Source organism: Rhodococcus sp. C3V (assembly GCF_029269915.1).
In the GTDB taxonomy this organism is placed as follows: Bacteria; Actinomycetota; Actinomycetes; order Mycobacteriales; family Mycobacteriaceae; genus Rhodococcus_F; species Rhodococcus_F qingshengii.
Map to the genome: position 1 here is coordinate 512950 of NZ_JARJBE010000002.1, position 26190 is coordinate 539139.

Consider the following 26190-nt stretch of genomic DNA (forward strand, 5'->3'; position numbering starts at 1 on the left):
GACAGCTGTCTCGGACGCAGGATCATCCGGGGGGATGTCATGGAGCAGGACTGCAAGATCGTTCTCGAGCCGGCGCCGCAATTCGAGCCTCACCCGCATACCGTCGTGCTGTCTCAGCCACAGTGCCGGCCAGACCGAACGCAGTGCCGAACAGACCGGATGCTGCGTCGCCCGCGAAAGACGCCACACAACGGAACGTCGCCCAGTACCGGGTTCACTCACGCTCCGGAACCGCGGCTGGTAGGTGCCGACATCTTCTGGAACCGATCACTACGTCTGGTTCTCGAAACCGTCGACCGACGACGAAATCCACGGCAACTCAAGGGCGTGTTGACGCCGTCCGTCCTGGAAGTTGTTGCGAGACTTTACACTTCGGATTTCTCGGCCCGGAAGCTGGGCGGCGCGGCCGTTCACCGCACCCACGTTCAAGCAGTGTCGGAGAGTACCGCCGAAGTCTGTGCGACGTACACACGAGGCACGCAGACTTTTGCCGTCGCAGGCCGGATCGACCACACAGACGAAACAGGCTGGACGGTCACCGCACTACACGTGGTGTGACCGTCCAGCCTGCCGAGTACTGACTGCGCTAATACCTCAGCGCTTGCGCTTGGACTTCGGAGCTCGATTGCTCTTCGACTGCGTCCGTGCGGCTTCACGACGTTCGCGACGAGAGGCGGCACCGTCGCCGGTGTCGGCAGCCGAGTCACGTGTTGCCTTTGCCTTGCCGTCCTCGTCCGGGCCGGTGTACGTCAGACGCGACGGACCTTCGTCGTCAAGTCCCTTGGCGCGCAACGCCGTCGGGGCGGCAGTTCCGGCTGTCCTGGCCGCAGCCTCCTGCGTGGGGAGCGGCTTGGGCGCCGTGGCGGACGCCGCGGCGGCAGAGCCCGCGGTGACGGAAATTCCACTTGCGGGCTGCGCCGGAGCTGCCTCGACCTGCAGGTTGAAGAGGAATCCGACGGACTCTTCCTTCAATCCGTCGAGCATGCCGATGAACATGTCGTAACCCTCGCGCTGGTACTCGACCAGCGGATCGCGCTGGGCCATCGCACGCAGACCGATTCCCTCCTTGAGGTAATCCATCTCGTAGAGATGCTCACGCCACTTACGGTCCAGGACCGAGAGGAAGACACGACGCTCGAGTTCACGCATACCGTTTTCGCCGGCGATCGCATCGATCTCGGCTTCGCGCTTCTTGTACGCCGCGTGGGCGTCTTCGAGCAAAGCGGTTCGCAGGTCGTCACGGCTCAGGTCACTGTTGATGCCTGCGCCGTCCTCCCCTGCCAACGTCTTGTGATCGATGCCGACCGGGTACAGCGTCTTCAGCGCAGTCCACAGCTGCTCGAGATCCCAGTCCTCGACGTATCCCTCGGCGGTGGCACCGTCGACGTAGGCGGTGACCACGTCAGTGATCATCTGCTCGACCTGGCCTTCCATGTCCTCACCCTCGAGGATCTGGCGGCGCTCCTTGTAGATGACCGTTCGCTGCTGGTTCATGACCTCGTCGTACTTGAGGACATTCTTGCGAATTTCGAAGTTCTGCTGCTCCACCTGGGTCTGAGCGCTCTTGATGGCCTTCGAGACCATTTTGGCTTCGATCGGGACGTCGTCGGGCAGGTTCAGGCGCGTCATGATCGACTCGAGTGCCGAACCGTTGAAACGGCGCATGAGCTCGTCACCGAGCGAGAGGTAGAACCGCGATTCGCCGGGATCACCCTGACGTCCGGAACGACCACGCAACTGGTTGTCGATTCGGCGCGATTCGTGACGCTCGGTGCCCAGGACGTACAGGCCGCCGGCATCGCGGACCTTCTCGGCGTCTGCCTTGACCTCAGCCTTGACCTCGTCCAGGACTGCGTCCCAAGCTGCCTCGTACTCGTCCGGCGTCGTGACCGGGTCGAGGCCCTTCTTGCGCAGCGCGATGTCCGCGATGATGTCCGGGTTACCACCGAGCACGACGTCGGTACCGCGGCCGGCCATGTTGGTCGCGACGGTGACCGCGCCGGAGCGACCGGCCTCGGCGATGATGGTCGCTTCCTTCTCGTGGAACTTGGCGTTGAGGACGTTGTGGGCAACGCCGCGCTTGGTGAACTGCTTGGACAGATACTCCGAGCGCTCGACGCTGGTGGTACCGATCAGGACGGGCTGGCCGTTCTCGTGGCGCTCGACGACGTCGTCGACCACCGCGTCGAACTTGGCTTCCTCGGTCTTGTAGATGAGGTCACCGTTGTCGACTCGGACCATCGGACGGTTGGTCGGGATCGGGATCACACCGAGCGTGTAAGTCTGGTGAAGCTCGGCAGCTTCCGTCTCGGCGGTACCCGTCATGCCCGACAACTTGTCGTACAGACGGAAGTAGTTCTGCAGGGTGATGGTGGCAAGGGTCTGGTTCTCCGCCTTGATCTCCACCTTCTCCTTGGCCTCGATCGCCTGGTGCATGCCCTCGTTGTAGCGGCGGCCGACCAGCACGCGGCCGGTGAACTCGTCGACGATGATGACCTCACCGTCGCGGACGATGTAGTCCTTGTCCTTGGTGTAGAGCTCCTTGGCCTTGATCGCGTTGTTCAAGTAGCTCACCAGCGGCGAATTCGCGGCTTCGTACAGGTTGTCGATACCGAGCTGGTCCTCGACCAGTTCGACGCCCGCCTCGTGCACACCGATGGTGCGCTTGCGGATGTCGACCTCGTAGTGAACGTCCTTCTTCAGCAGCGGCGCGATGCGCGCGAACTCGCTGTACCACTTGCTGGAGCCGTCGGCCGGGCCCGAGATGATGAGCGGGGTTCGGGCTTCGTCGATGAGGATCGAGTCGACCTCGTCCACGATGGCAAACGCATGGCCACGCTGGACCAGGTCGTCCAGCGAGTGCGTCATGTTGTCGCGCAGGTAGTCGAAGCCGAACTCGTTGTTGGTGCCGTACGTGATGTCGGCTGCGTAGGCGACGCGGCGCTCGGCCGGCGTCATGCCCGAGAGAATCACACTGGTCTCGAGGCCGAGGGCGCGGTGAACGCGGCCCATCCACTCGGAGTCGCGCTTGGCAAGGTAGTCGTTGGTGGTGACCACGTGGACGCCGTCACCCGCGATCGCGTTGAGATAAGCCGGAAGAACCGACGTCAGAGTCTTGCCCTCACCGGTCTTCATCTCGGCGACGTTGCCGAAGTGCAGGGCCGCGCCACCCATGATCTGCACGTGGAAGTGCTTCTGATTGATCACGCGCCACGACGTCTCACGGGCCACGGAGAAAGCCTCGGGCAGCAACTCGTCGAGAGTTTCCCCGGCGGCATAGCGCTCACGGAACTCGGTGGTCTTGGCTTTGAGTTGCTCGTCTGTCAGGCCTTCGACATCGGGCGACAGAGATTCCACATGCTCGGCGATGTGCTTGAGCCGCTTGACCATGCGACCTTCACCAACACGGAGCAGCTTCGATAGCGACAGCGACGGCACAGTCTTCTTCGTCCTCAATCTTCGGCGACAGGGGGTCACACACTGAAAATCCGGCCGGGGTCCGAAAACTCCGGCCGGATTCCATGGTAGGCGCTACCGGCGGCGAGCGAGCAAACCCACCACCGATTGGGTCATGTCAGGCGGATCAATCCGTAGTCGAAAGCGTGACGACGGTAGACGACGGACGGCTTGTCCGACTCCTTGTCATGGAAGAGAAAGAAGTCGTGTCCGACCAGTTCCATCTCGTAGAGAGCGTCGTCGATGGTCATCGGCTCGGCCGGGTGATCCTTCGTGCGGACCACGCGTCCCGGGCCGTCGTACTCGTCCGGCTCTTGACCGTTCAGCGAAATGTCCGGTGTGACTCCGAGTGAGTCTGCGTCGACGAGGGAGGCGGTTGCCTCCGCGACGGACACCGGTCGCTTGTCGCCGTAATGGACCTTCTTGCGGTCCTTGGTTCGACGGAGGCGACTCTCGAGCTTGTCGATCACCGATTCGAAGGCGGCGTAGAAGCTGTCTGCGGACGCTTCGGCTCGGGCCACCGGGCCTTTACCTCGAGCGGTGATCTCGACGCGCTGGCAACTCTTGGCCTGTCGTCGGTTGCGTTCATGTTGGAGTTCCACGTCGAAGTGGAATATGGAGGGGTCGAAGTGTTCGAGTCGCGCCAGCTTTTCCGAAACGTAGATTCGGAAGTGATCGGGGATCTCGACATTTCGTCCCTTGACTACGACGTCGGATCTCGGAGCTGCGGCATTCTCGGAACGCTCGATGGTGGCGTCCTCGATGAAAAACGAGGCTTGCGAAGGGGTCGTCACTCGTACCTCCCAATTACGGCCCCGCCCCACGGTGGGCGGCGGCAAATTCTGCAAGTACCGAGAGGGGATCCGCCCGGCACCAGTATCGAAGTACCACCTCCTACCAGTATTTTCGGGTGTGCCGCCGACGCTAGTACGTAACGCGCGCGAGTGCCACTGTTCCAACGAAATTCATCTAAGCCCCTGCAAGGACAAGCACGAGAGTTGTCCGAATCCCACTGAGCGAGAGGGCCCGAACCGACTCTGCCGCAGTCGCTCCCGTGGTGAGGACGTCGTCGAGCAGGACGATGTCACTGTCCCCGGCAATCGAAGAGATCGCAGTGGTGTCGAGAGACACATGACCGTTCACGTTGGTCACCCGGTCGGCCGCGGACAGTCCCACCGAGTCACGTACACCTCGCGTCATCCGGAGAATCGGACAGACACGTACCGGACGACCCGCGACAGAACCAATTTCCCGCTTTCCGCGCATACTTTCGGCTATCCGGCGAACCGGATCACCCCCGCGAGATCGCGCCGCTCGGGCGCGCGTGGGAGCCGGCACCAGCACGATCGGCGGACGACCCCCGCTGCCGAGCTCGCCCCACCGTTCCAGAGTGGCCAACGCGTCGGCCACAGCGATCCCCAGAGGCATCGCGAGGTCCCGACGACCCCGTTCCTTCATCTCGATCACACTGCGCCGCCTGGGGCCGTCGTAGCGGCCGAGTGCCCAGACGGGCACGCCCGGATCCACGCGCGGACTCAGTTGAAGCGGATGATCGCGCAGCAGTTCCGCGCACTCACCGCACCACAGAGTCCCCGAGCGGCCACACCCACCACACTCGCGTGGCAACAGCAGGTCGAGCAGACCGGCACCGAATTTCTTGTCCCCCATGGCCGAATCATGAACCTGAGCACCGACATGCATCAGAGCGCAGACATTCACCAGAGCGCAGAGGCGTCAGCCAGGCAGAACCGGAATCGCCTTCTGTCCGGTCAGCACGGTCACCTCACGCCAGCGGCGATCCCCGGCGGGGTCGTTGTTGTTCAGTTGGAACACCGCACGCGCGTCGGCGACGTACTCGGTGGTCGGCGATGCATCCACGGAGGTGACGGGAGCGGTCAGGTTTCCACTCGGCAGCGCGTCCATTCGTGAGCCGTCGATCGCGACCTGGACGACCGGTATGTCGGCTCCACTGCGCGCGATCACGATGGTGTCGCTGTTGCTCCAGTCGAGTGAGAGCGCGGTACTGCCCAAGCCGGACGCCACTGCGCGTGGACTCGTCAGGGCGTAGACCCCGCTGGCGGTGCGCACGACCACAGCCAGGTAGACCTTGCCGTCGATGATCATCGCCGCTCGCACGCCGTCCCGCGACAGACGCAGTTCCGAGATCGTGGAACCGACCGACGTCAGGGCCCCGACGTCGACGTTGGTGACCGACACCCGGCCGGTGCCTGGTTCACGGACGACCCGAACGACGGTATTGCCGTTCACAGCCGTCCAGACCGCGTTGTTGTCCAGCTCCCACGAGGGTCTGGTGATGGCGCTGCCTTCGAGTACCGGAACGGACCCTTCGCCGTATGTCCCGAGCGACAAGTCGAATCTTGTGCCGGGATCCGGCCGAGCGGTGTCCGCGACGGCTGCCACCAACTTGCCGTCCCGTGAGAGAGCAGCCGCCGTGAGGTTGCCCGCATTGCCTGCGAAACCGGGCACCGGAGTCGCCTCTTGCTCGGTGACACTCACCAGTGAACCGTTGCGCAGTGCATGCAGTCCGACGGTTGCACTCGTGGTGGCCAGTGGGTTGGTGGATGCGACGTCGGCGGTGGTCCAGCCGTCGGCATGAGCCGCGTCCAGCGGTTCGCCGTCGATCTCCAGAACGTACGGCCCTGCCACATCGGCGTTGGCGAGCGTCCAAATGACCTGTGCTGCAAACAAACCGCGAGTAGCAGCATCCATCGGGTTGTCAAGGCGGAAGTTGATGCGCACACCACCGAGACCGACTCCGACCTGTCCCGGCTTACCGTCGGCCTTGGTGATCGGACCGATCACCGACACGCCATTGCCCAGTTCGTTTCGCACAGCCGGCGCCAGCGCTGCCTTCGGTCCGTCGATCATCAGACCGATCAGCTGAGCCGCCACCTGGTCCTGCCCGCCGGAGATCCAGCGAAGATCGGGGACGACCGTCTGGCTGGTGGGGTCGAGGAAGAACAACGACTTCCGCTGGTAAGCGCCGAGGAACTGCGGACGCTCCATGATCACGCCGGGAGGCAGATCACTGATCCGCCATTCGCCGTCGGTCAACGCCAGGGTCATCCTCGCTTCGAAGCTGCCCTCTTCGGGAACGTACAGTCCTCCCGGGTCGAGGCGACCGACCTTGTTCACACGAATCGTGTAGACGGCTTCGGTGCTGGTTCGAGAAACCGAGAGCACATCGACCTTGTCGACGATGACAGCACTTGCCGCGTCGTCCCAACGCGCCGAAGCGTCCTTGGTGAGGTACTGACGGGCTGCGGCGTGCCGGTTGGACGGATCGGTACTCGCCTTGACGAAGTCACGTACCAGCAGGTCCGGCTCTCGCCCCGAGGCCGGTGATTCGACGGAGGTTCCGGGCACAGCGGTTGCCAGAGTTCCGATTGCCTGCGGCGAGGAGGATTCCGGCAAACTCGCGCACGCGCCGGTCAGCAACAGCACGCTGAGCGTTGTTGCGAGAAGTGCCAGACGGCGGCGGGTTCCGATCATGATCGATCCCCACCGTTGGACTCGTTCCGCGAGTCCGATTCGCGCGGAGTCGGCAGGGACGACGTGACCTCGCCGACGGTATCGGCGACGATGTCGGCTTCGCTCGGCGTGCGGACGAACTTTGTGGTCGTCGGCTTGAGAGGCAGTGGGCTCGACACGACTTTCTTGCCACGGGTGCGCGAGAGCGTCAGCCGGAAGCAGGCTCCGACTCCCGGTTCGCCCCAGGCCTCGAGCTTGCCGTCGTGCAGATTCGCGTCCTCGACACTGATTGCGAGGCCGAGTCCGGTGCCACCACTGCGGCGCACACGGGACGGGTCCGATCGCCAGAACCGGTTGAAGACCAACTTCTCCTCGCCCGGACGCAACCCGACGCCACTGTCGCGGACGATGAAGGCGAGGGCATTGTCGTCGGCGCGAAGGCGAAGCAGAATCGGCTTCCCCTCACCGTGGTCGATGGCGTTGGCAAGGAGATTTCGCAGGATGCGTTCGACGCGGCGCGGATCGACATCTGCCATGACCGGCTCGTCGGGCATGTCCACGATCAGTTCGGTGCCGGATTCGCGGGCGAGATGGCGAACCGTGGAAACGGCCGCTCGCGCACACATACGGACGTCGAGTTGTTCGGACGCAAGTTCCGCGACACCGGCGTCGTGACGGGAGATCTCGAGGAGGTCCGCCAGAAGCCCCTCGAACCTGTCCAGTTCGGCGACAAGCAGTTCCGACGACCGACGCAGCATCGGGTCGAGGTTCTCGCTGCCGTCGTAGATCAGGTCGGCGGCCATCCGGACCGTGGTCAGAGGTGTGCGGAGTTCATGGCTGACATCGGAGGTGAAGCGTTTCTGGAGGCTGCCGAACTCCTCCAGCTGGGTGATCTGTTTGGACAGACTCTCGGCCATCTCGTTGAAGGACATGGCCAGGCGCGCCATGTCGTCCTCGCCGCGGACCGGCATTCGTTCCTTGAGTCGGCCGTCTGCGAAACGCACCGCGATTCGCGAGGCCGATCGGATGGGAAGCACGACCTGTCTGGCAACCAACAGCGAAATCGCCGCCAAGAGCACCAGCAACACGGCTCCACCGATCAGCAGGGTGCTTCGAACAAGCGACAGACTTCGGTCTTCGCTGGCGAGCGGGAAGATCAGATACAGCTCGAGTCCCGATATCGACGACGCGGTGGGGCTACCGATGATCAGCGCCGGTCCGGAGTAACCGTTCGGGTTGGACACCGTCGCGAATTGGTAACTGATCTGGCCGCGTTTGACGAACTCGCGAAGGTTGTCGGGGATCTGATCGACCGGTCCCGAACTCGTCGGCTGGCGCGGCCCGTCCCCTGGCACGATGAGCACCGGGTCGAAGGTGCCGGCCGACCCGGAGGCCTGGCCCGAGGTCTGGTTTCGACGGCTCGTCAGTCCGGATGCAGCGCTTTCCAATTGAACGTTGAGCGCCGTCGAATCGTCGACGCCCGCGAGTTGGTCTTCGACGATGCCGCGGGCTCGGTCCATTTCCTCGGTCGCCGCGGTGATCTTCGTTTCCAACAGCCGATCGGTGATCTGGCTGGTCAGCACGACACCGAGAATGACGATGACGATCAAGGACAACGTCAAAGTCGAGACGACCACTCGCAATTGGAGCGAGCGTCGCCACGTGTGCGCGAGGGTGTTGCTCATCGAGTGACACCACCGCAGAAATGGCGTCAGCCGTCGGTTGAGACGACGACGCCACCTGGAAACTCCGCTCACGGCGGTCCGGCCTTGTAGCCGACCCCCCTGACCGTCAGAACCACTTCGGGATTCTCGGGATCAGTTTCGACCTTGGCGCGCAAACGCTGAACGTGCACGTTCACCAGGCGGGTGTCGGCGGCGTGGCGGTATCCCCACACCTGCTCGAGGAGGACTTCACGGGTGAACACCTGGCGCGGCTTGCGCGCCAATGCGACCAGCAGGTCGAATTCGAGTGGTGTGAGCGAGATCTGCTCGCTGCCGCGGCTGACCTTGTGTGCCGGAACGTCGATCACGATGTCGGCGATGCTCAGCAGTTCGGCCGGCTCCTCTTCCGTACGGCGCAGGCGAGCACGCACTCGCGCCACCAGCTCCTTCGGCTTGAACGGCTTCATGATGTAGTCGTCCGCACCGGATTCGAGGCCGAGCACGACGTCGACGGTGTCGGTCTTGGCCGTCAACATCACGATGGGCACGCCGGAATCCGCACGCAGAACTCGGCATACGTCGATCCCGTTCATTCCGGGAAGCATGAGATCGAGCAGGACGAGGTCGGGCCGGGTCTCACGCACTGCCGCGAGCGCCAGGGTTCCGTCGCCTACCACGTAGGGATCGAAACCCTCACCACGCAGCACGATCGTGAGCATCTCGGCGAGTGCCGTGTCGTCGTCGACAACCAGAATCCTTGGTTTCATATCCCTATCGTTGCATCTCGGAGCGATGAATCAGACCGTTACGAGGCCGTGCGGCGTGCCGCGTCTTTCCCTCTACTGTGCCGGAAAGTTCGAATCCCGGCCGCAAGGGTGACCGATCACGCGAAATCCGCGAGCCTGCGCGCCAGTTCGCCCGGGTCCGTCTCCGGCCCCACGATCCACCAGGGCGAGACCCAGTCCGTCGCTGCCAACTGCTTGTAGAGCTCACCGGTTCTGGCCTGCAGGCCGCCGTCGCGCTCGTAGGCGTCGAGCTGACGCGACGCGTCCTCGGCCTCACGCGAGCGGGCACGCTGCTCGGCCAGAGCTACCGGCACGTCGAGGTACAACTGCAGATCGGGAGCGGGAAGAGCGAGTCGACCCAACTCCAATTCACGGACCCAGGCGACCATCTCGCCGTCCACGCTCTGATGCGCGCGCGCCGCGTTGTAGGCGGCGTTGGACGCCACGTAGCGGTCGAGGAGAACAATGTCGTTGGCGGACAACAGGTCCGAGATCCGATCCGCCGCACCCGCGCGGTCCAGGGCGAACAGGACTGCCATCGCGTTCACGGATTCAGCCAGGTCTCCGTGCGATCCTTTGAGTGCCTCGGCAGCAAGATCCGCGTGGATCGACTTCCCGTACCGCGGAAAATCCAGAGTCGCGATCGACGTGCCGCCGCGGCGGAGTTCGCTCTCCACTTTGCCGATCAACGTTCGCTTTCCAGCGCCGTCGAGGCCTTCCAATGCCACCAGTGTTCCCACGGCGGACAAGCCTATCCCCCGGCCTGCTTGCGCAGACCGGGGGACGGCGGACACTACATCCTCAGTGACGAATCACCGGGTCAGTAGCGGTAGTGCTCGGGCTTGTACGGGCCTTCGACGTCGACGCCGATGTACTCTGCCTGATCCTTCGTGAGCTTGGTCAGCGTGCCACCGAGTGCCTCGACGTGGATCTTGGCGACCTTCTCGTCGAGGTGCTTCGGGAGGCGGTAGACCTCGTTGTCGTACTCGTCCGGCTTCGTCCACAGTTCGATCTGCGCGATGACCTGGTTGGAGAAGCTGTTGCTCATCACGAACGACGGGTGGCCCGTCGCGTTGCCGAGGTTGAGCAGGCGGCCTTCGGACAGCACGATGATCGAGTGGCCGTCGGCGAACGTGAACTCGTCGACCTGCGGCTTGATGTTGATCCGCGTGACGTCGCCGGACTTCTCGAGGCCGGCCATGTCGATCTCGTTGTCGAAGTGACCGATGTTGCCCAGGATGGCCTGATGCTTCATGGCCTTCATGTGCTCGAACGTGATGATGTCCTTGTTACCGGTGGACGTGATCACGATGTCGGCCCAGCCGATGGCCTGCTCGACTGTCTTGACCTCGAAGCCGTCCATGAGCGCCTGCAGGGCGTTGATGGGGTCGACCTCGGTGACCGCGACGCGAGCGCCCTGGCCGCGAAGTGCCTCGGCACAACCCTTGCCGACGTCTCCGTAACCGCAGACCAGCGCAGCCTTGCCGCCGATCAGAACGTCGGTGCCGCGGTTGATGCCGTCGAGCAGCGAGTGGCGCGTGCCGTACTTGTTGTCGAACTTGCTCTTGGTGACCGAGTCGTTGACGTTGATAGCGGGGAACGTGAGTTCACCGGCAGCGGCAACCTGGTACAGGCGCAGAACGCCCGTGGTGGTCTCCTCGGTGACGCCCTGGACGGACTCGGCGATTGCCGTCCACTTGCCCTTGTCGGACTCGAGGGACTGACGCAGAAGTGCAAGGAAGACCTTGTACTCGTCGGAATCCTGGTCGTCGTCCGTCGGCGGGACGACGCCGGCCTTCTCGAACTGTGCGCCCTTGAGCACCAGCATGGTGGCGTCGCCGCCATCGTCGAGAATCATGTTGGCAGGCTCACCCGGCCAGGTCAGCATCTGCTCGGCCGCCCACCAGTACTCTTCGAGAGTTTCACCCTTCCAGGCGAAAACCGGAACGCCCTTGGGCTCTTCCGGGGTGCCGTGCGGACCGACGACGATGGCGGCGGCAGCGTGATCCTGCGTGGAGAAGATGTTGCATGAAGCCCAGCGGACCTCGGCGCCGAGCGCGGTCAGCGTCTCGATCAGCACCGCGGTCTGAATGGTCATGTGCAGCGAGCCGGAAACGCGAGCGCCCTTGAGCGGCAACACCTCTGCGTATTCGCGACGAAGCGCCATGAGGCCGGGCATCTCGTGCTCTGCCAGACGGATTTCCTTGCGACCGAACTCCGCGAGCGAAAGATCTGCAACTTTGAAGTCGATGCCGTTACGGCTCTCGGCCACGGGCGTTGTTGAAACTGAGGTCGTCATCTGCCTCTCCTGGTTGACGTGCATACTCTGCACAAGCCTATCGGTGTACCAGGCTATCGGTTAGACGCCCTCTCCCGCCCGCCCCTCTACTGCGCGGCCCTCGCGCGCCACGTCGATGAACGGCCCGAGCAGTATGCCCAGATCCTCCGCCACCGAAGCCTCGGACTCCGGCGGCATCGAAATGTAGCTCAGCCCGAGACGCGCAATCGCCCTGGCCAGAATTCCGGCGTCGGCGGGTGACGCCTGAATCCACCCTCGCTGGAAACTCTCCGCAAGCCGCGACGACGCGCGCTCGATGATGACCGCACTGTCGGTGGTGATCAGGCGAAGCAGGTCCGGCTTGGCCTCACCGGTGAGCAGAGAGATCACCAACGGGTCGGTTGCACTGGAGGCGAAAAACGATCCGAAACCCGCCGTCAACGCCTCGACTGCACGTCCGTCGTTCGCCACCATGGCCTCGTCCACCACGTCGACGAAGCCGTCAGCAAGGCGAAGCGCGTACGCCTCGGCAAGCCCTTGCCTCGAGCCGAACTCGTTGTAGAGCGTCTGACGACTCACACCGGCATGCTTGGCCAGAACCGTCAGCGTCACCTCGGACCAGTCGCGCTCGGTCAACAACTCACGCATCGAATCGAGCACCGACGTACGCAGCAGCAGGCGCGACGCTTCTTTCTGCGGCAGACGAGTGGGCGTCGAAGTCATGGTGACGACACTACCGCCGCACCTAGGTCCGTTCGACGCCGACGCATCTCACCGTCGTTCGACCTCAACCATGAAGAAGTCGCTCTTCGCCGCCCCGCAGTCCGGGCAACTCCAGTCTTCGGGAATGTCGTCCCAGCGAGTGCCCGGTTCGATACCGTCCTCCGGCCAGCCGACTGCCTCGTCGTACTCGAAGCCGCATTGCGCGCACTGATACAGCTTGTAGTCGTTCATGATTCACTCCCCGCCGTTGCCGGCATCGGCTCGAAGTCCAGCTTTTCCCTCACGCCGCAGTCCGGACAGCACCAGTCGTCCGGCACGGCATCCCACGGCGTGCCCGCCGGAAACCCTTCTCGTGGTGCACCCTTCGATTCGTCGTAGACGTATTCACAGACCGGGCATCGATAGCTGCTCATCACGCTGCTCCGTACCGAGCAAGGATGCGATCACGCTTGGACGGCTGAACGTTGACGCGGGTGATGTCGCCGCCGTAGTGCGCAAGGACTTTGGGATCCATCACTTTTCGCCACAGCGGTGGAACGTAGGCGAGGATGATCATGCTCGCGTACCCACTGGGCAGGTTGGGCGCACCGTCCATGCTTCGAAGCGTCTGATAACGACGCGTCGGGTTCGCGTGATGATCGCTGTGACGCTGGAGGTGATACAGGAAGATGTTGGTGCAGATGTGATCACTGTTCCAACTGTGCTCCGGTGCTGCACGCTCGTACCGCCCGCTGTCCAGACGACGACGCTTCAGTCCGTAATGTTCGAGGTAGTTGACGGTTTCGAGCAGACAGAATCCGAACACGGCCTGCAGCACCAGGAACGGCAGTACCGAGAGGCCGAAGACGGCGACGAGGACACCGAACAGTACGACGGACATCAACCACGAATGCAGGACGTCGTTGCGAATTGTCCACGGCTTCTTACCCAGTCGATCGAGTCTGGCCTTTTCCAGGGACCACGACGAGCGCAGAGATCCCCACACACTGCGCGGCAGGAAGGTCCAGAAGCTCTCACCGAAGCGAGACGACGCCGGATCCTCGGGCGTGGCGACGCGCACGTGGTGTCCACGATTGTGCTCGATGTAGAAGTGGCCGTAAAACGACTGCGCCAGAGTGATCTTCGACAACCAGCGTTCGAGATCGTCCTTCTTGTGACCGAGCTCGTGTGCGGTGTTGATCCCGATTCCTGCGACACAACCGATACTGATCGCCAGACCGATCTTGGAGATCAGCCCAAGTCCCCCGTCGATTCCGAGCCAGGACAGATCGGTCGCCGACCAGAGGTAGCAGGCCAGGACCAGGCTGACCAACTGGAACGGTATGTAGATGTAGGTGCAATACCGGTAGTACTTGTCGTTCTCGAGGCGCTCCATCACTTCGTCCGGCGGATTCTCGCCGTCCGGGCCGAAGAAGATGTCGAGGATCGGGAGCAGGATGTAGACGAGCAGCGGCCCGATCCACCACCACACCGGCGAGACCGCATTCCATCCGAGACTGTTGAACAACGCGACCAATCCGACGGCGATGAAGACCGCCGTCGGCGGCACGAGGCCGAGCAGCCAGAGGTATCTCTTCTTGTCACGCCACTGCTCGGGCGGGAGCGTCTGGCCGGATTGCGAGTCCACGTGCGTCGACACGGTCTACCTCCTCGATTCGGACCGACCCGAAAACTGTGAGTCAGTTCACTATGAGGTAGACAGTACTACTGATTTTGTACAAGTGATAGACAAATCATAAACTTTGTACATCTACTCGATTTCGCCGCGTTCACGCTTCCCGATCATCGAATGCTGCCTGCTGTAGGCAAAATAGATGACAACGCCGAGGGCCATCCAGACCACGAACCTCATCCAGGTCTCCACCGACAGGTTGAACATCAGCCACAGACACGCGAGGACGGCCAGAATCGGGACCAGCGGGACCAGCGGCACCCTGAATCCGCGAGGTAGGTCGGGACGCGTCCGACGGAGCACGAGAACCCCGATCGAGACGAGAACAAAAGCGAACAGTGTGCCGATGTTGACCATTTCCTCGAGGGTGCCGATCGGAAAAACGCCGGCGAGCACCGCGACCACGACGCCGACCAAGATCGTGATCCGCACAGGGGTTCCGTGCTTGCCGGTCGGTGCCAGGCGTCGTGGCATCAGACCGTCGCGTGCCATCGCGAAGAGCACCCTGGTCTGCCCGAGCATCAGCACCATCACCACTGTCGTGAGACCGGCCAAAGCGCCGAACGAGATGACGTTTTTCGCCCACGTGATGTCGTGGAAAGCGAATGCCGTTGCCAGGTTGGAGGTATCGCCCTCGAGCTCGGTGTATTTCACCATCCCCGTCAGCACCAGTGTCACCGCCACGTACAGAACCGTGACGATCAGGAGAGAACCCAGGATGCCGCGTGGCAGCGCCTTCTGCGGCTCCTTCGCCTCCTCCGCCGTCGTGGCGACGACGTCGAAGCCGATGAACGCGAAGAACACCAGACTGGCTGCCGCGAGCAATCCGTACCACCCGAACGTGCTGCCACCGGCCCCGGTCACGTACGAGAACAACGACTGGTGGATGCCCTCTCCCGTCGAGCCCGGCTCCGACGGCGGAATGTACGGCGAGTAGTTGTCGGTGTCGATGTAGAACAGACCGACGATGATCACCAGCAACACCACCGCGACCTTGATCGCCGTGATCACCAGTGACACCCTCGACGAGAGTTTTGTGCCGGTCGCGAGCAGGATCGTGATGACAGCGATCACCAGCACCGCACCCCAGTCGAAGGATATCGGCCCCAACTCGACGATCGGGCTGCGTGAGCCCATCACTTCGCCGAGGTACAGCGACCAGCCTTTGGCGACCACCGAAGACGCCAAGGCGAATTCGAGGATGAGATCCCAGCCGATGATCCAGGCGACGAATTCGCCGAACGTCGCGTACGAGAACGTGTACGCGCTACCGGCAACCGGGACCGTCGACGCGAATTCGGCGTAACACAGCGCTGCCAGTCCGCAGGCGATGGCGGCAATGACGAACGCGAGCGAGACCGACGGCCCGGCGACATTTCCCGCCGTCCGAGCCGTGAGTGTGAAGATGCCCGCACCGATGACGACTGCGACACCGAACACCGTGAGATCCCACGAGTTCAGTTCTTTCCGGAGTTTGGTTTCCGGCTCGTCGGTGTCCTTGATGGACTGCTCGATCGATTTGGTTCGAAACAGCTTCGACCGTCCAGATCCGGCCTGCTCGTCCTTGACAGCCATTGCCGCCTCCTTGCTGGGGACCAGCAGGTCCCACCATGGGCAAGTAGAGAGATGGCATCAGCCTAAGCCCGCAGGCGCAGCTTTGTTCAGGGTTTGTCGGGGGCCTGTAGATCTGTTTCAGGGCGATCTCCTGCGCTGAGACGATCCAGGTCCGGCTCGAGGTAGATCACCCGCGCCGCAGGCACTGCAGCGCGCACGCGAGACTCGGCCTCGTCGATCGCCGTCGCCACGTCCGAGATCGTCGATCCGATCGGCACCGCAACCTTGGCAGCAACAAGGATCTCCTCGGGACCGAGGTACTGCGTCTTGCAATGAATGACGCGTTCGATACGAGTTCCGTCGACCAGGGCGTTGAGGATCAGTTCGGTCTCCACCGCCGTTGCGCCCTCACCGATCAGCAGCGACTGCATTTCGATGATCAGAATGACCGCGATGATGCCGAGCAGGACACCGATGCACAGAGTTCCGATGCCGTCGAAGACCGGATTTCCGGTCACCATCGTGAGGCCGACGCCGCCGAGTGCAAGGACGAGACCGATCAATGCGCCGGTGTCCTCGAGCAGCACAACCGGGAGTTCCGGGCTACGAGAGGTTCGGATGAAGTTCCACCACGACGCATTTCCCTTGAGCGGTCGTGATTCCTTCGCTGCGGTCCGGAAGCTGTAGCCCTCCAGACAAATCGCTATGACAAGAATCGCGATTGCCACGAAAGCCGAATTGAGTTCTTCCGGATGTTGAATCTTGTGAATACCCTCGTAAATCGCGAACAGCGAACCGAGGGTGAAGAGCACCAGTGCAACGACGAACGAATAGAAGTATCGGTTGCGCCCGTAGCCGAACGGGTGCAGTTGATCCGCGTCACGTTCTGCCTTCTTCTGCCCCAGGAGCAGCAAACCCTGATTGGACGTGTCGGCCACCGAGTGCACCGATTCGGCGAGCATCGACGACGATCCGGTGATCAAGAATCCGGCGAACTTGGCTACGGCAATTCCGGCATTGGCTCCGAGGGCCGCCAGAATTGCCTTCTTGCCACCATGAGCCGACACAATGTCTCCTAGTTTCCGACTACGGCACTGAAAACCTGCGCAGTCGGGGTCCGTGTGCTCAGGTGTATCGCGGGCTCGTCGGCAGCGATCCACGCCGCTCGGCCTCGATCGAGGTCGAGAGTGTCAGTGCCGCACGTCGCAGTGACCGCGCCGTCGGTGCAGATCAGAATCCGCGGGCCTGAAGCGTCGACGGCGATGTCCGTGGAATTAGCGTCGAACTCCAGACGCGTCAAACGAAATTCGGGCGCCGGCGTGACGTACTCGTATCTACCTGATCCTGACTGACCTGATCCTGATGACGGGGCCGGATCGAGCACTTCGATATCGGCCCCGACGAAGTCCAGAACCCTCAGCAATTCGGGCACGTCGACGTGCTTCGGTGTCAGCCCACCACGCAGAACGTTGTCGGAGTTGGCCATGATCTCGACCGCGAGTCCATGGAGATACGCGTGGAGATTGCCGGCAGCGAGAAACAGTCCTTGGCCGGGCTCGAGGGTGACGCGGTTGAGCAGCAGTGCCGCCAGAACACCGGCGTCGCCGGGGTACGCCTCGCTCAATTCCAGCGCGGTGCGGATCTCGGTCACGAATTCGGCGTCGTGGTGCGCGACGTAGGTGATGCACCCGGCAAGTACGGCAGGGAGCAAGGTCCCGAGCACCGTGGACGGCAGCGTGATCCATGTCGTGAACAACGCCCGCAGTCCGTCGGAATCGGGTTGGCCTTCGAGCAGACCGATGTACGGCTCCAACTCGTCGACGGCCAGAGCGCGCAGCAGTTTGACAGTCCGCGTCGGCTCGCGGAATCCGGCAAGCGCTTCGAATCTGCTGAGCGCGACAACGAGTTCGGGCTTGTGGCTGCCGTCCTTGTAGTTGCGAATCGGCGATTCCATGGGAACGCCGAGTGCGTTCTCACGACGAAAACCCTCGTCGGCTTGAACGGCGCTGGGGTGCGCTTGAAGTGACAGCGGTTCTTCCGCCGCAAGCAGCTTGAGCAGGAATGGGAGTCGCTCACCGAATGCCTCGAGGTTCTCACGGCCGAGTTCGCGTTCGGGCTCGCGGTGCAGGACCTCGAGCAACGACTCGCTTCCGGATTCGGTGATCACGCGCGCGGGGTCACCCGGGTGCGCGCCCAACCACAATTCCGCTTCGGGATGATTCGACGGAGTCGAAAGACCGCGTAGTTCGGCAATTGCCGTTCGCGAGCCCCACGCGTAAGAACGAAGTGCACCTTCGAGTTCACGCACTTACTTCGCACCGCCCGTCAACTGCACGTACGCCGCGGCCATGTCTACTCGAGACGCCAACACGAATACCTGCTCCATCTCCGATATGACCACGTTGGTCTGGTCTTCGTCTGCCGCAACCACCAGGTCGGCGTCAGCCAGTGCGTCCATCCGGCGCCTCGCCTCCCCGCGCGTGGATTCGGTCGCGAAGACGAACGCCCGCACCGGCGGGGTCGGCAGCGCGCCGTCGAGTTGCGGATCGTGAAAGAAGGGGTCGTGGAACACCGAATCACGTGAAGCTGCGTCCGGCGCGAACAGTGCACGCGCCGAACGAATCACCTCGGACATCTCGGCGGCAGCGGCGTTCAGGCCGGAGCTCATCAGCGCAACGCTCGAGAACTCTGCGAGTGCTGTTGTCACGGAACCACTTCCACACAGAACGACTCGCCGGCCGCTCATCCTGGTGGCCAACGACTTGGCCGGGTTGTGGAATACCTCGTTGGCCGGTCCGTCCCGCAGCGCCTCCGCATCAACTGCGTCGGCGATTCGACCGAGCACCGCCGAACGGTCCTCGATCGATCCCTTGCCCTCGATTTCGGCGGCAACCGCGAGGAAGACGGCGAGGAACCGCGTCATCGTGTGCCGGGGCGAGGCGTAGAGCCGCGGCGGCAAGGGCATGGTGCGCCCGGCCGCCACGGCTCGCATGGGCCCCTCGTCGGGAACGGCGACAACAACCTCGGCGCCGCGGCGTACGGCACTGTCAACGGATTCGACGAGGCGTGGATCACCGGCATCGTCACCGGCGACGACGACCACGTCCAACGGCCCGGCCCACGACGGCGTCCGGTCGAGAACGAGGAGCGGGCAACCGACCGAATCGCCGACGAGAGCAAGCGCGATCCTGGCTCCGTGCCGGGCGCCACCCGCGCCGGCGATCAGTACGACGCTGCGCGGACGCAGACCGGCCAATCGGGAGATCACACCCTCACCGACGGCCGACGCGGTGGCCCGAATCTGTGCGCCGCCCATGGCTACAGACCGCAGTAGCCCTTCCGAATCGGCAGCTGACAAACCCTCGCTGTCGTCGAGGTCGAGAAGCGGCATCGGCGCTGTCATCTCACCGCACCCCCTTCTCCGTTAGCAGTTCCCGCACCATCCAGCATTCCAGCTCCACGCGGTCCGTGGTGGCAAAGCCCTCGTTCCCGAGGCCGTCGTTCCTGAGATAGTCCCCCAACTATCCCAGGGCTTCGGCTCACCGACAAACCGATCAGACTCGGATTCAAGCCCGGACGATCGCCAGAATTTCGTTCACCAATGCGTCGACATCGGCGGACGTGGGTGCTTCGACGTTGAGTCGCAGCAGTGGTTCGGTGTTGGACGCGCGCAAGTTGAACCAGGCATTTCCCTCGAGACTGACCGTGACACCGTCGAGGCGATCCACCGACTCGGTGCGGTCGGCAAATGCCGCCAGTACAGCGGCCGTACGATCTGCCGCGTCAGCCACGGTGGAGTTGATCTCGCCCGAGGCCGCGTAGCGGGTGTACTCCGCCATCAACTCGGAGAGCGGACGATCCTGCTCGCCCAGTGCGGCGAGTACGTGCAGCGCCGCGAGCATGCCGGAGTCGGCGCCCCAGAAGTCGCGGAAGTAGTAGTGAGCGGAGTGCTCGCCGCCGAACACCGCACCGGTCTCGGCCATCTCCTGCTTGATGAACGAGTGGCCGACTCGGGTACGAATAGCGACGCCGCCGAGTTCTTCGACCAGTTCGGGCACTGCCCGTGACGTGATCAGGTTGTGGATGATCGACGCGCCCGGTTCCTTCGCGAGTTCGCGCTTGGCGACAAGTGCCGTCACCGCGGACGGCGAGACCGGGTCGCCCTTCTCGTCTACGACGAAGCAACGGTCCGCGTCACCGTCGAACGCCAAGCCGATGTCCGCTCCGGTTTCGCGCACGTAGGCCTGCAGGTCGACGAGGTTGGCCGGATCGAGCGGATTGGCTTCGTGGTTGGGGAACGTGCCGTCGAGCTCGAAGTACAGCGGCAGGACGTCGAGGGGCATCGGCCCGAATACGGCCGGCGCGGTATGGCCACCCATACCGTTGCCTGCATCGACTGCGACCTTCAGCGGGCGCAACGCAGCCAGGTCGACCAATCCGCGGAGGTAGCTCGCGTATTCCTCGAGGACGTCCTTGGTGCTGGCGGTGCCTGCCGGTCCGTCGTACGCGGGAACACCCGAGACGACCTCGGCGGAGATGACTGCCAGGCCGGTGTCCTGACCGACCGGCTTGGCGCCGGCCCGACACATCTTGATGCCGTTGTACTTGGCGGGATTGTGGCTCGCCGTGAACATCGCGCCCGGGCAGTTCAGCAAACCGGATGCAAAGTAGAGCTCGTCGGTCGACGCCAATCCGATGTAGACGACGTCGAGCCCTTGAGCAAGCACGCCGTCACCGAAAGCCGAAGACAGTGTGGGCGACGATGCGCGCATGTCGTAGCCGATCACAACCGTCGTGGCGGCGCCGGCCTCGTCGCGGACCAGGCGGGCGAACGACGCACCGACGTCGCGGACAAAATCTTCGTCGATCTGCTCACCGACCACACCGCGTACGTCGTACGCCTTGATGATTGCAGCAACCGACTCGGCTGTTCGCCCCACTGAAAACTCTCCTTGTGCATGCACCCTCACAGACGGGAACGTCCGGGCGCATGGCGTCCGGAGATTCGCAGTACTCGGGTGTGGAAGTACTCGGTCGAGCCTAGCGTCTACGGCGACGAATCTCGCGTCAGTTGGACGGGTCGGGCAGAACGCGTAGGTGTCCACGACGCCCTGTACGGGCAGTACTCGGAGCTGCGGGACGTATGTCCTCATCTGCATCGACGTTGGACTTGCTGCGATCTCCGAGACCGGCCTCACGTACAGCTTCAGCCAAAGCGGTCAGATCGTCTTCGTCGGGAGTACTCGACGCGAATCCGCCTTCGTGGCGGACGAGTTCCCACCCCTTGGGGGCGGTGATTCGAGAGCCGTGAGTGTCACACAAATCCCATGAATGGGGCTCGGCGACGGTTGCCAGCGGCCCGACAACCGCAGTGGAGTCCGAGTAGACATACGTAAGCGTCGCGACGGCGGGGTTCTTGCACCCGGGGCGGCAGCAGCGACGCAGAGATCTCACAGGTACGGAGCCTAGCCCTCCCCACGTCCGGAACCTACTCGGACACACCGAGCAGTTTCTCCTGTCGTAATCTGGCGCCATGCCACAAGCCCGCCGCCGACGCTCGGTCACCACTCGTTCCATCGAGCGACACGGCCGTGGCCTGCGCGGACCGCTACTTCCCCCGGAGGTGCCCGCCAGGCGTACCCGCGCGGAGAAGTTCGATCTCCTGGTGCTCGACGCCTTCTCTCCCGTCGACCTCGCGTGGCACGACCGGCTGACGAAACTCGACATCGCAGTGGACGAAGTTCCGAAGATTCACGCGCACGATCCGGAGTCCGTCACATGGCCGCCGGAGGTCATCGCAGACGGCCCGGTTCCACTGTCACGACTGATTCCGGCCGGAATCGACCGTCACGGAAATACGACTCGCGCAAGAATTGTGCTGTTTCGCCGCCCATTGGAGCAGCGAGCGAAGGATCCGGAAGAACTCACGGATCTGGTGCACGACGTGTTGGTCCATCAAGTCGGCACGTATCTGGGCGTCGACCCACAGGTCATCGACCCCACGCTGCCCGACGAGGACTGATACTGCCCGACGAGGACTGACGCACTGTCAGACGAAAAAACTGATGTCACACGAAGAAGTAAATCCACACGAAGAACAAAACAGTCGTTGCTTGACCTGCAATTCCCCGTTGCAGGTCAGACTTTCGAAGACCGCCCGTCAGCCCCGACGCTGACAGAACCGATTCAGCAGCAGATCAGATGATCCCCCGCTTGAGTCGCCGACGCTCGCGCTCGGACAACCCTCCCCAGATTCCGAACCGTTCGTCGTTCGCGAGCGCGTACTCGAGGCACTCGTCACGAACTTCACAACCGAGGCAGATCCGTTTTGCTTCCCTCGTCGATCCTCCCTTTTCAGGAAAGAACGCTTCGGGATCGGTCTGCGCGCAGAGAGCACGCTCCTGCCACTGATCCTCGATGGTGTCGAACAATTCTTCGAAGCCGGTGACGAGACTCAGCACTGGCCGAGTACTCATACCGTCGAACTCACTGCTGCAGGCACCTTCTGCTGCGCCTGCTCGGGAATCGGTCTGCGGTTCGTCGCTTACTGTCATTGCGAGAGAACTGATCTCGACATTTTCATTGGGCATCGTTCCGCCTCCTCACCTGTAATAGCGCAGAATTTTCACTCCATCTTCAACCCCACCCCGTCGACCGTTCGAAACTGTGTTCGAAACCGGCCCCGCTGCAAGTGAACTCACAAGTAGCGGTTGGAATGACACATTTGAGATTACACACGTCCAGCGTGTCGCGGTCAAGCTAAACAAGATGAATCCATTAGTATTCCGGCCCTCAATTGACGGGACCTTCTGCCCGCCAGACACGACGACGCGCCGACCGCCTAGGCTCTGTTGTCGTGAACGTGACTGTATTGGTTGGCGGCGTCGGCGGGGCCCGTTTCCTTCAAGGTGTTCAAAACGCGCTCGGAATCGCCGGTGGTGAATCCCTCGAGAAATACGAAGGCCCACATCGCATCACGGCCGTCGTCAACGTCGGGGACGACGTGTGGATGCACGGTCTGCGCATCTGCCCCGATCTGGACACTTGTATGTACACACTCGGCGGCGGCATCGACACCGAACGCGGGTGGGGGCACGCCGGCGAAACCTGGAATGCGAAAGAAGAACTCGCCGCGTACGGCGCGAAGCCGGACTGGTTCGGCCTCGGAGATCGCGATATCGCAACGCATTTGATTCGCAGCCAGATGCTCCGCACGGGATATCCGTTGTCCGCGATCACCGAAGCGTTGTGCAATCGCTGGAATCCCGGTGTCGCACTGCTTCCCGTGAGCGACGACCGCAGCGAAACACACGTCGTGATCACCGATCCGGAAGACGGTGAGCAGAAGGCGATTCATTTCCAGGAGTGGTGGGTACGCCATCGGGCACAGGTGGAAACGCACAGCTTCGCTCACGTCGGCGCCGAGCAGGCCAAGCCCGCGCCAGGGGTGGTCGAGGCGATTGACGGTGCCGACATCGTGCTGATCGCACCGTCCAATCCCGTCGTGAGCGTCGGCGCAATCCTCGCGGTGCCCGGCATTCGCGGTGCCCTGCGAACAACCGCGGCCAAGGTTGTCGGCCTCTCCCCCGTCATCGGCGGAAAACCGTTGCGCGGCATGGCTGACGAGTGCCTCGAGGTGATCGGGGTCGAGACGACTTCGGAGGCGATCGGTCGCCACTACGGAGCTCGTTCGATCAACGGCATTCTCGACGGCTGGCTCGTCGACGAAGGTGACACGGCCGACATCGACGGGGTGGACGTGCGAAGCATCCCACTTTTGATGACGTCCCCCGAAGAGACCGCGAAAATGGTTCGCACGGCTTTCGAGATCGCCGGAGTCGAACTGTGACCGAGCCCGGAACCGAAGCAAGCCGCGACAGAAATCACTCTCCCGGTGATCACTCCCCCGGCGCCGCAATCGAAGTCATTCCCGTGCTCGGGCTTCCCGAGTTCCGGCCCGGAGACGACTTGGCCACCGCTGTCGTCGACGCGACGCCGTGGCTCGAGAGCGGCGACGTCGTTGTCGTCACGAGCAAGGTGTTCTCCAAAGTCGAGGGTCGCATCGTTTCCTCACCGACCGATCCGGAAGAGCGCGACGCGGCACGACGCCTCCTGGTGGATCAGGAAGCCGTCCGCGTCGTGGCACGCAAGGGCCGCACTCTGATCACCGAGAACAAACTCGGAATCGTGCAGGCCGCATCGGGCATCGACGGCTCCAACGTCGACGGTGCCGAATTGGCGCTGCTCCCCGTGGATCCGGATGCGAGCGCTGCGGGTCTGCGCGCCCGAATTCTCGAGAGCACGGGCAAGTCCGTCGCCGTCGTCGTCACCGACACGATGGGTCGTGCGTGGCGCAACGGGCAGACCGACGCCGCAATCGGTTCCTCCGGCATTCCGGTCCTGCACGGCTACCTCGGAGCACAGGACAGTCAAGGCAACGATCTGATCGTCACCGAGATCGCGATCGCGGACGAAATCGCCGCTGCGGGCGACTTGGTCAAGGGCAAGCTGGGCGGCGTTCCCGTCGCCGTCGTTCGTGGGCTTCGGTTCGAGGACGACGGTTCGAGTGGCCAGGATCTGATTCGCCGCGGCCCGGACGATCTGTTCTGGCTGGGCACCGAGGAAGCTACGGCGATGGGCCGTGGCCAGGCGCTGCTGTTGCGTCGATCGGTCCGACAGTTCGCAAGTGATCCCGTCGACGCGGAGATCATTCGCAGCTCGATCGCCGAGGCACTCACCGCTCCCGCACCGCACCACACGAGACCGGTTCGATTCGTGTGGCTACGCACGGAGTCGGTCCGCACGGCTCTTCTCGAGCAGATGCGCGAGAAGTGGGCCGCCGATCTTCGCGCCGACGGTCGCAGTGACGAATCCGTCGAGGCCCGGGTTGCCCGCGGAAACATCCTGTTCGACGCCCCCGAGGTCGTCATTCCCTTCTGCGTGCCCGATGGCGCACACAGTTATCCGGATGCCGGACGAACCGCGGCGGAGTCGACGATGTTCACGGTCGCCGCCGGCGCGGCAGTGCAGGGACTGCTGGTCTCGTTGGCCACCCGCGGCGTGGGAAGCTGCTGGATCGGATCGACGATCTTCGCCGCCGATCTCGTACGCGAACAACTCGATCTCCCGGCGGATTGGCAGCCACTCGGTGCCATCGCAATCGGGCACCCCCTCGAACCACTGACTCCGCGCTCTGTCTCCGCCCCCGGGGACGCGTTGGTGGAGCTGTAGGTCCCATGTCAGCCGAATCGCTGCACGCCTCCGCCAAGGGCGTCCTGGAGGGCTGGGAGACGTCCTCCGAAGCGGACGAATCATTGCGGCACACGATGCTCGCGTTCCTCGATTCGGCTCCGGACGGCTGCCTTCGTCGCCACGCACCGGGACACATCACCGCGTCGTCTCTCGTCCTCGACGAGAGTGGCTGCCACGTCTTGCTGACCCTGCATCCCAAGGTGGGCAGGTGGATTCAGCTCGGCGGCCACTGCGAGCCCGACGACGAGACGGTGGTAGATGCGGCATTGCGGGAAGCTCGCGAGGAGTCCGGAATTCACGACGTTCGGATAGACGCGGACCTACTCTCCGCCCACACGCATCCGATCACGTGCTCACTCGGAGTACCGACTCGCCATCTCGATCTACGGTTTCTTGTTGTGGCGCCGGACAATTCACATATCGTCCGCAGCGCAGAGTCCACCGACCTCAGATGGTGGCCGGTGGACGCGCTCCCACCTACAGCGGAACGCGAGACCATCGACCACCTGGTCGCGCTCGCCCGTCAGCGCAAGAATCAGGACTGAATCGGAGAAAGCTGGGGCTGCTTGGCGCTCACGCCGTCGCCCGACGATGTTCCCTTCACGCGCCGAGCTACCCACGGCACCAAGAACTCTCGCGCCCATTGACGATCCTCGCGACGAGTTTCGGCTTTCGTGAGGACCGGCGCAGGCCCGAGATCGGGCGGGGTCAATCCGTGTTCGACGCCGAGCACGTCGAGCACACGCGTCGCCATGTTCTCGTGCCCGGAGGGCGACATGTGGAGGCGATCCCAGTCCCACATCCGAAGGTCCTGATATTCGGAGAATCGCCAGAAGTCGACGAGGGTCGCGTCGTGGCGGTCGGCCACCTCGCGAACAAGCTCGTTGTAGATCGCCAGACGTCCGCGGAGCTTGCCGAAGAAGGCGGACCATCCGGTGTCGTACGCGGTGAACATCAGAACCCGAGCGCCGGATGCAGTGAGCTGACCGATTGCCGAATCGTAGCGGGCGACCATCGCATCGATGTCGAGCTTCGGACGCATCATGTCGTTTCCGCCGGCGTAGATGGTCACCAGATCGGGCTTCAACGCCAGAGCGGGTTCCAACTGCTCGTCGATGATCGGTCCGAGTAGGCGACCACGAATCGCCAGGTTGGCGTAGCGGAAGTCGGGATTGTTCACCGCCAGCTGCTCGGCCACTCGGTCTGCCCACCCGCGCAGACCGTTGGGGAATCGTTCGTCGGCGTCGCCGACGCCCTCGGTGAACGAGTCACCGAGGGCAACGTAACGGCTCGGAAGAGAAGTCATACCCGCCA

25 protein-coding genes are annotated in these 26190 nt (G+C 63.2%); 5 read left to right on the forward strand and 20 right to left on the reverse strand.

The genetic code is table 11. From position 1 onward, the window contains the following. Window positions 1-39: 39 nt before the first annotated feature. Window positions 40-558, forward strand: a complete 519-nt coding sequence (locus P3G66_RS07415; RefSeq protein WP_232330014.1) for an Rv3235 family protein — start codon at window positions 40-42, stop codon at window positions 556-558. A gap of 36 nt (window positions 559-594) precedes the next feature. Here P3G66_RS07415 and secA read toward each other — a convergent pair whose 3' ends face one another. The 18 genes from secA to P3G66_RS07505 form a co-directional block, all read right to left on the reverse strand. Next, a complete protein-coding gene (gene secA, locus P3G66_RS07420) occupies window positions 595-3438 on the reverse strand; it encodes a preprotein translocase subunit SecA (protein WP_050654900.1) in 2844 nt (947 codons plus the stop codon). A gap of 131 nt (window positions 3439-3569) precedes the next feature. Continuing rightward, window positions 3570-4250 (reverse strand): ribosome-associated translation inhibitor RaiA, encoded by a 681-nt coding sequence (raiA, locus tag P3G66_RS07425; RefSeq protein WP_003940893.1) that lies wholly within the window; start codon window positions 4248-4250, stop codon window positions 3570-3572. A gap of 175 nt (window positions 4251-4425) precedes the next feature. Next, window positions 4426-5157: a ComF family protein gene (locus P3G66_RS07430; protein ID WP_003940811.1), complete on the reverse strand. Its 732-nt coding sequence runs from the start codon at window positions 5155-5157 to the stop codon at window positions 4426-4428. 33 nt (window positions 5158-5190) lie between these two features. Continuing rightward, window positions 5191-6969 carry an MtrAB system accessory lipoprotein LpqB gene (gene lpqB / locus P3G66_RS07435; protein ID WP_003940768.1) on the reverse strand — a complete coding sequence of 593 codons (1779 nt, stop codon included), beginning with the start codon at window positions 6967-6969 and terminating at the stop codon, window positions 5191-5193. Beyond that, complete coding sequence (mtrB, locus tag P3G66_RS07440) at window positions 6966-8705, reverse strand: MtrAB system histidine kinase MtrB (RefSeq protein WP_019747781.1); 1740 nt, start codon at window positions 8703-8705, stop codon at window positions 6966-6968. Before mtrB ends, lpqB begins: the two co-directional genes overlap by 4 nt. Beyond that, a complete protein-coding gene (gene mtrA, locus P3G66_RS07445) occupies window positions 8702-9379 on the reverse strand; it encodes an MtrAB system response regulator MtrA (RefSeq protein WP_003941013.1) in 678 nt (225 codons plus the stop codon). Before mtrA ends, mtrB begins: the two co-directional genes overlap by 4 nt. A 116-nt stretch (window positions 9380-9495) precedes the next feature. After that, the gene (locus P3G66_RS07450; protein WP_276116353.1) at window positions 9496-10137 is read right to left on the reverse strand and encodes a dTMP kinase; all 642 of its coding nucleotides are present in this window, start codon (window positions 10135-10137) and stop codon (window positions 9496-9498) included. A gap of 80 nt (window positions 10138-10217) precedes the next feature. Next, window positions 10218-11696, reverse strand: coding sequence for an adenosylhomocysteinase (gene ahcY, locus P3G66_RS07455; protein ID WP_003940766.1), 1479 nt, complete (start codon window positions 11694-11696; stop codon window positions 10218-10220). A gap of 60 nt (window positions 11697-11756) precedes the next feature. Then, complete coding sequence (locus tag P3G66_RS07460; protein ID WP_054828338.1) at window positions 11757-12398, reverse strand: TetR family transcriptional regulator; 642 nt, start codon at window positions 12396-12398, stop codon at window positions 11757-11759. Window positions 12399-12446: 48 nt separating this feature from the next. Further along, window positions 12447-12629 carry a rubredoxin gene (locus P3G66_RS07465; protein WP_003940894.1) on the reverse strand — a complete coding sequence of 61 codons (183 nt, stop codon included), beginning with the start codon at window positions 12627-12629 and terminating at the stop codon, window positions 12447-12449. Then, window positions 12626-12811, reverse strand: coding sequence for a rubredoxin (locus P3G66_RS07470; protein ID WP_003940827.1), 186 nt, complete (start codon window positions 12809-12811; stop codon window positions 12626-12628). The genes P3G66_RS07465 and P3G66_RS07470 overlap by 4 nt, the downstream gene beginning before the upstream one ends. Beyond that, window positions 12811-14037, reverse strand: a complete 1227-nt coding sequence (locus tag P3G66_RS07475) for an alkane 1-monooxygenase (RefSeq protein WP_030535014.1) — start codon at window positions 14035-14037, stop codon at window positions 12811-12813. Before P3G66_RS07475 ends, P3G66_RS07470 begins: the two co-directional genes overlap by 1 nt. A gap of 111 nt (window positions 14038-14148) precedes the next feature. Next, window positions 14149-15645, reverse strand: a complete 1497-nt coding sequence (locus P3G66_RS07480) for an amino acid permease (RefSeq protein ID WP_030535015.1) — start codon at window positions 15643-15645, stop codon at window positions 14149-14151. Window positions 15646-15731: 86 nt separating this feature from the next. Then, entirely contained in the window at window positions 15732-16691 is a 960-nt protein-coding gene (locus P3G66_RS07485) for a cation diffusion facilitator family transporter (RefSeq protein ID WP_003940794.1), read from the reverse strand. An 8-nt stretch (window positions 16692-16699) separates the two neighbouring features. Then, window positions 16700-17932: a mannose-6-phosphate isomerase, class I gene (manA, locus tag P3G66_RS07490; protein WP_047271699.1), complete on the reverse strand. Its 1233-nt coding sequence runs from the start codon at window positions 17930-17932 to the stop codon at window positions 16700-16702. Then, a complete protein-coding gene (locus P3G66_RS07495; protein WP_047271702.1) occupies window positions 17933-19027 on the reverse strand; it encodes a hypothetical protein in 1095 nt (364 codons plus the stop codon). 163 nt (window positions 19028-19190) lie between these two features. Next, window positions 19191-20564: a phosphomannomutase/phosphoglucomutase gene (locus P3G66_RS07500; protein ID WP_003941022.1), complete on the reverse strand. Its 1374-nt coding sequence runs from the start codon at window positions 20562-20564 to the stop codon at window positions 19191-19193. Window positions 20565-20691: 127 nt separating this feature from the next. Then, window positions 20692-21078 carry a DUF3499 domain-containing protein gene (locus tag P3G66_RS07505; protein ID WP_007731177.1) on the reverse strand — a complete coding sequence of 129 codons (387 nt, stop codon included), beginning with the start codon at window positions 21076-21078 and terminating at the stop codon, window positions 20692-20694. A gap of 79 nt (window positions 21079-21157) precedes the next feature. Between P3G66_RS07505 and P3G66_RS07510 the strand changes: the two genes are divergently transcribed. Further along, on the forward strand, window positions 21158-21646 hold the full coding sequence (locus P3G66_RS07510) for a metallopeptidase family protein (protein WP_003940797.1): 489 nt from the start codon (window positions 21158-21160) through the stop codon (window positions 21644-21646). Between the two features lie 175 nt (window positions 21647-21821). On the opposite strand, the gene P3G66_RS07515 is transcribed toward P3G66_RS07510, so the two are convergent. Next, the gene (locus tag P3G66_RS07515) at window positions 21822-22100 is read right to left on the reverse strand and encodes a WhiB family transcriptional regulator (RefSeq protein WP_020907098.1); all 279 of its coding nucleotides are present in this window, start codon (window positions 22098-22100) and stop codon (window positions 21822-21824) included. Between the two features lie 380 nt (window positions 22101-22480). Between P3G66_RS07515 and cofD the strand changes: the two genes are divergently transcribed. Genes cofD through P3G66_RS07530 form a run of 3 tightly spaced genes read left to right on the forward strand, consistent with a single transcriptional unit; the run spans window position 22481 to window position 25421 of the window. After that, a complete protein-coding gene (gene cofD / locus P3G66_RS07520; protein WP_003940958.1) occupies window positions 22481-23473 on the forward strand; it encodes a 2-phospho-L-lactate transferase in 993 nt (330 codons plus the stop codon). Continuing rightward, a complete protein-coding gene (locus P3G66_RS07525) occupies window positions 23470-24855 on the forward strand; it encodes a coenzyme F420-0:L-glutamate ligase (protein ID WP_003940947.1) in 1386 nt (461 codons plus the stop codon). The genes cofD and P3G66_RS07525 overlap by 4 nt, the downstream gene beginning before the upstream one ends. Window positions 24856-24860: 5 nt before the next feature. Continuing rightward, entirely contained in the window at window positions 24861-25421 is a 561-nt protein-coding gene (locus P3G66_RS07530; RefSeq protein ID WP_003940680.1) for an NUDIX domain-containing protein, read from the forward strand. Here the strand turns inward: P3G66_RS07530 and P3G66_RS07535 are convergent. Next, window positions 25412-26182: an SGNH/GDSL hydrolase family protein gene (locus tag P3G66_RS07535; RefSeq protein WP_003940765.1), complete on the reverse strand. Its 771-nt coding sequence runs from the start codon at window positions 26180-26182 to the stop codon at window positions 25412-25414. The genes P3G66_RS07530 and P3G66_RS07535 overlap by 10 nt on opposite strands. Between the last annotated feature and the right edge of the window lie 8 nt (window positions 26183-26190).

Coding starts and splice junctions, on each gene's coding strand:
- P3G66_RS07415 (WP_232330014.1), top strand. CDS start 40: ATGGAGCAGGACTGCAAGATCGTTCTCGAGCCGGCGCCGCAATTCGAG.
- P3G66_RS07430 (WP_003940811.1), bottom strand. CDS start 5,157: ATGCATGTCGGTGCTCAGGTTCATGATTCGGCCATGGGGGACAAGAAA.
- lpqB (WP_003940768.1), bottom strand. CDS start 6,969: ATGATCGGAACCCGCCGCCGTCTGGCACTTCTCGCAACAACGCTCAGC.
- mtrA (WP_003941013.1), bottom strand. CDS start 9,379: ATGAAACCAAGGATTCTGGTTGTCGACGACGACACGGCACTCGCCGAG.
- ahcY (WP_003940766.1), bottom strand. CDS start 11,696: ATGACGACCTCAGTTTCAACAACGCCCGTGGCCGAGAGCCGTAACGGC.
- P3G66_RS07460 (WP_054828338.1), bottom strand. CDS start 12,398: ATGACTTCGACGCCCACTCGTCTGCCGCAGAAAGAAGCGTCGCGCCTG.
- P3G66_RS07465 (WP_003940894.1), bottom strand. CDS start 12,629: ATGAACGACTACAAGCTGTATCAGTGCGCGCAATGCGGCTTCGAGTAC.
- P3G66_RS07470 (WP_003940827.1), bottom strand. CDS start 12,811: ATGAGCAGCTATCGATGCCCGGTCTGTGAATACGTCTACGACGAATCG.
- P3G66_RS07480 (WP_030535015.1), bottom strand. CDS start 15,645: ATGGCTGTCAAGGACGAGCAGGCCGGATCTGGACGGTCGAAGCTGTTT.
- P3G66_RS07495 (WP_047271702.1), bottom strand. CDS start 19,027: ATGACAGCGCCGATGCCGCTTCTCGACCTCGACGACAGCGAGGGTTTG.
- P3G66_RS07510 (WP_003940797.1), top strand. CDS start 21,158: ATGCCACAAGCCCGCCGCCGACGCTCGGTCACCACTCGTTCCATCGAG.
- P3G66_RS07515 (WP_020907098.1), bottom strand. CDS start 22,100: ATGAGTACTCGGCCAGTGCTGAGTCTCGTCACCGGCTTCGAAGAATTG.
- P3G66_RS07530 (WP_003940680.1), top strand. CDS start 24,861: ATGTCAGCCGAATCGCTGCACGCCTCCGCCAAGGGCGTCCTGGAGGGC.
- P3G66_RS07535 (WP_003940765.1), bottom strand. CDS start 26,182: ATGACTTCTCTTCCGAGCCGTTACGTTGCCCTCGGTGACTCGTTCACC.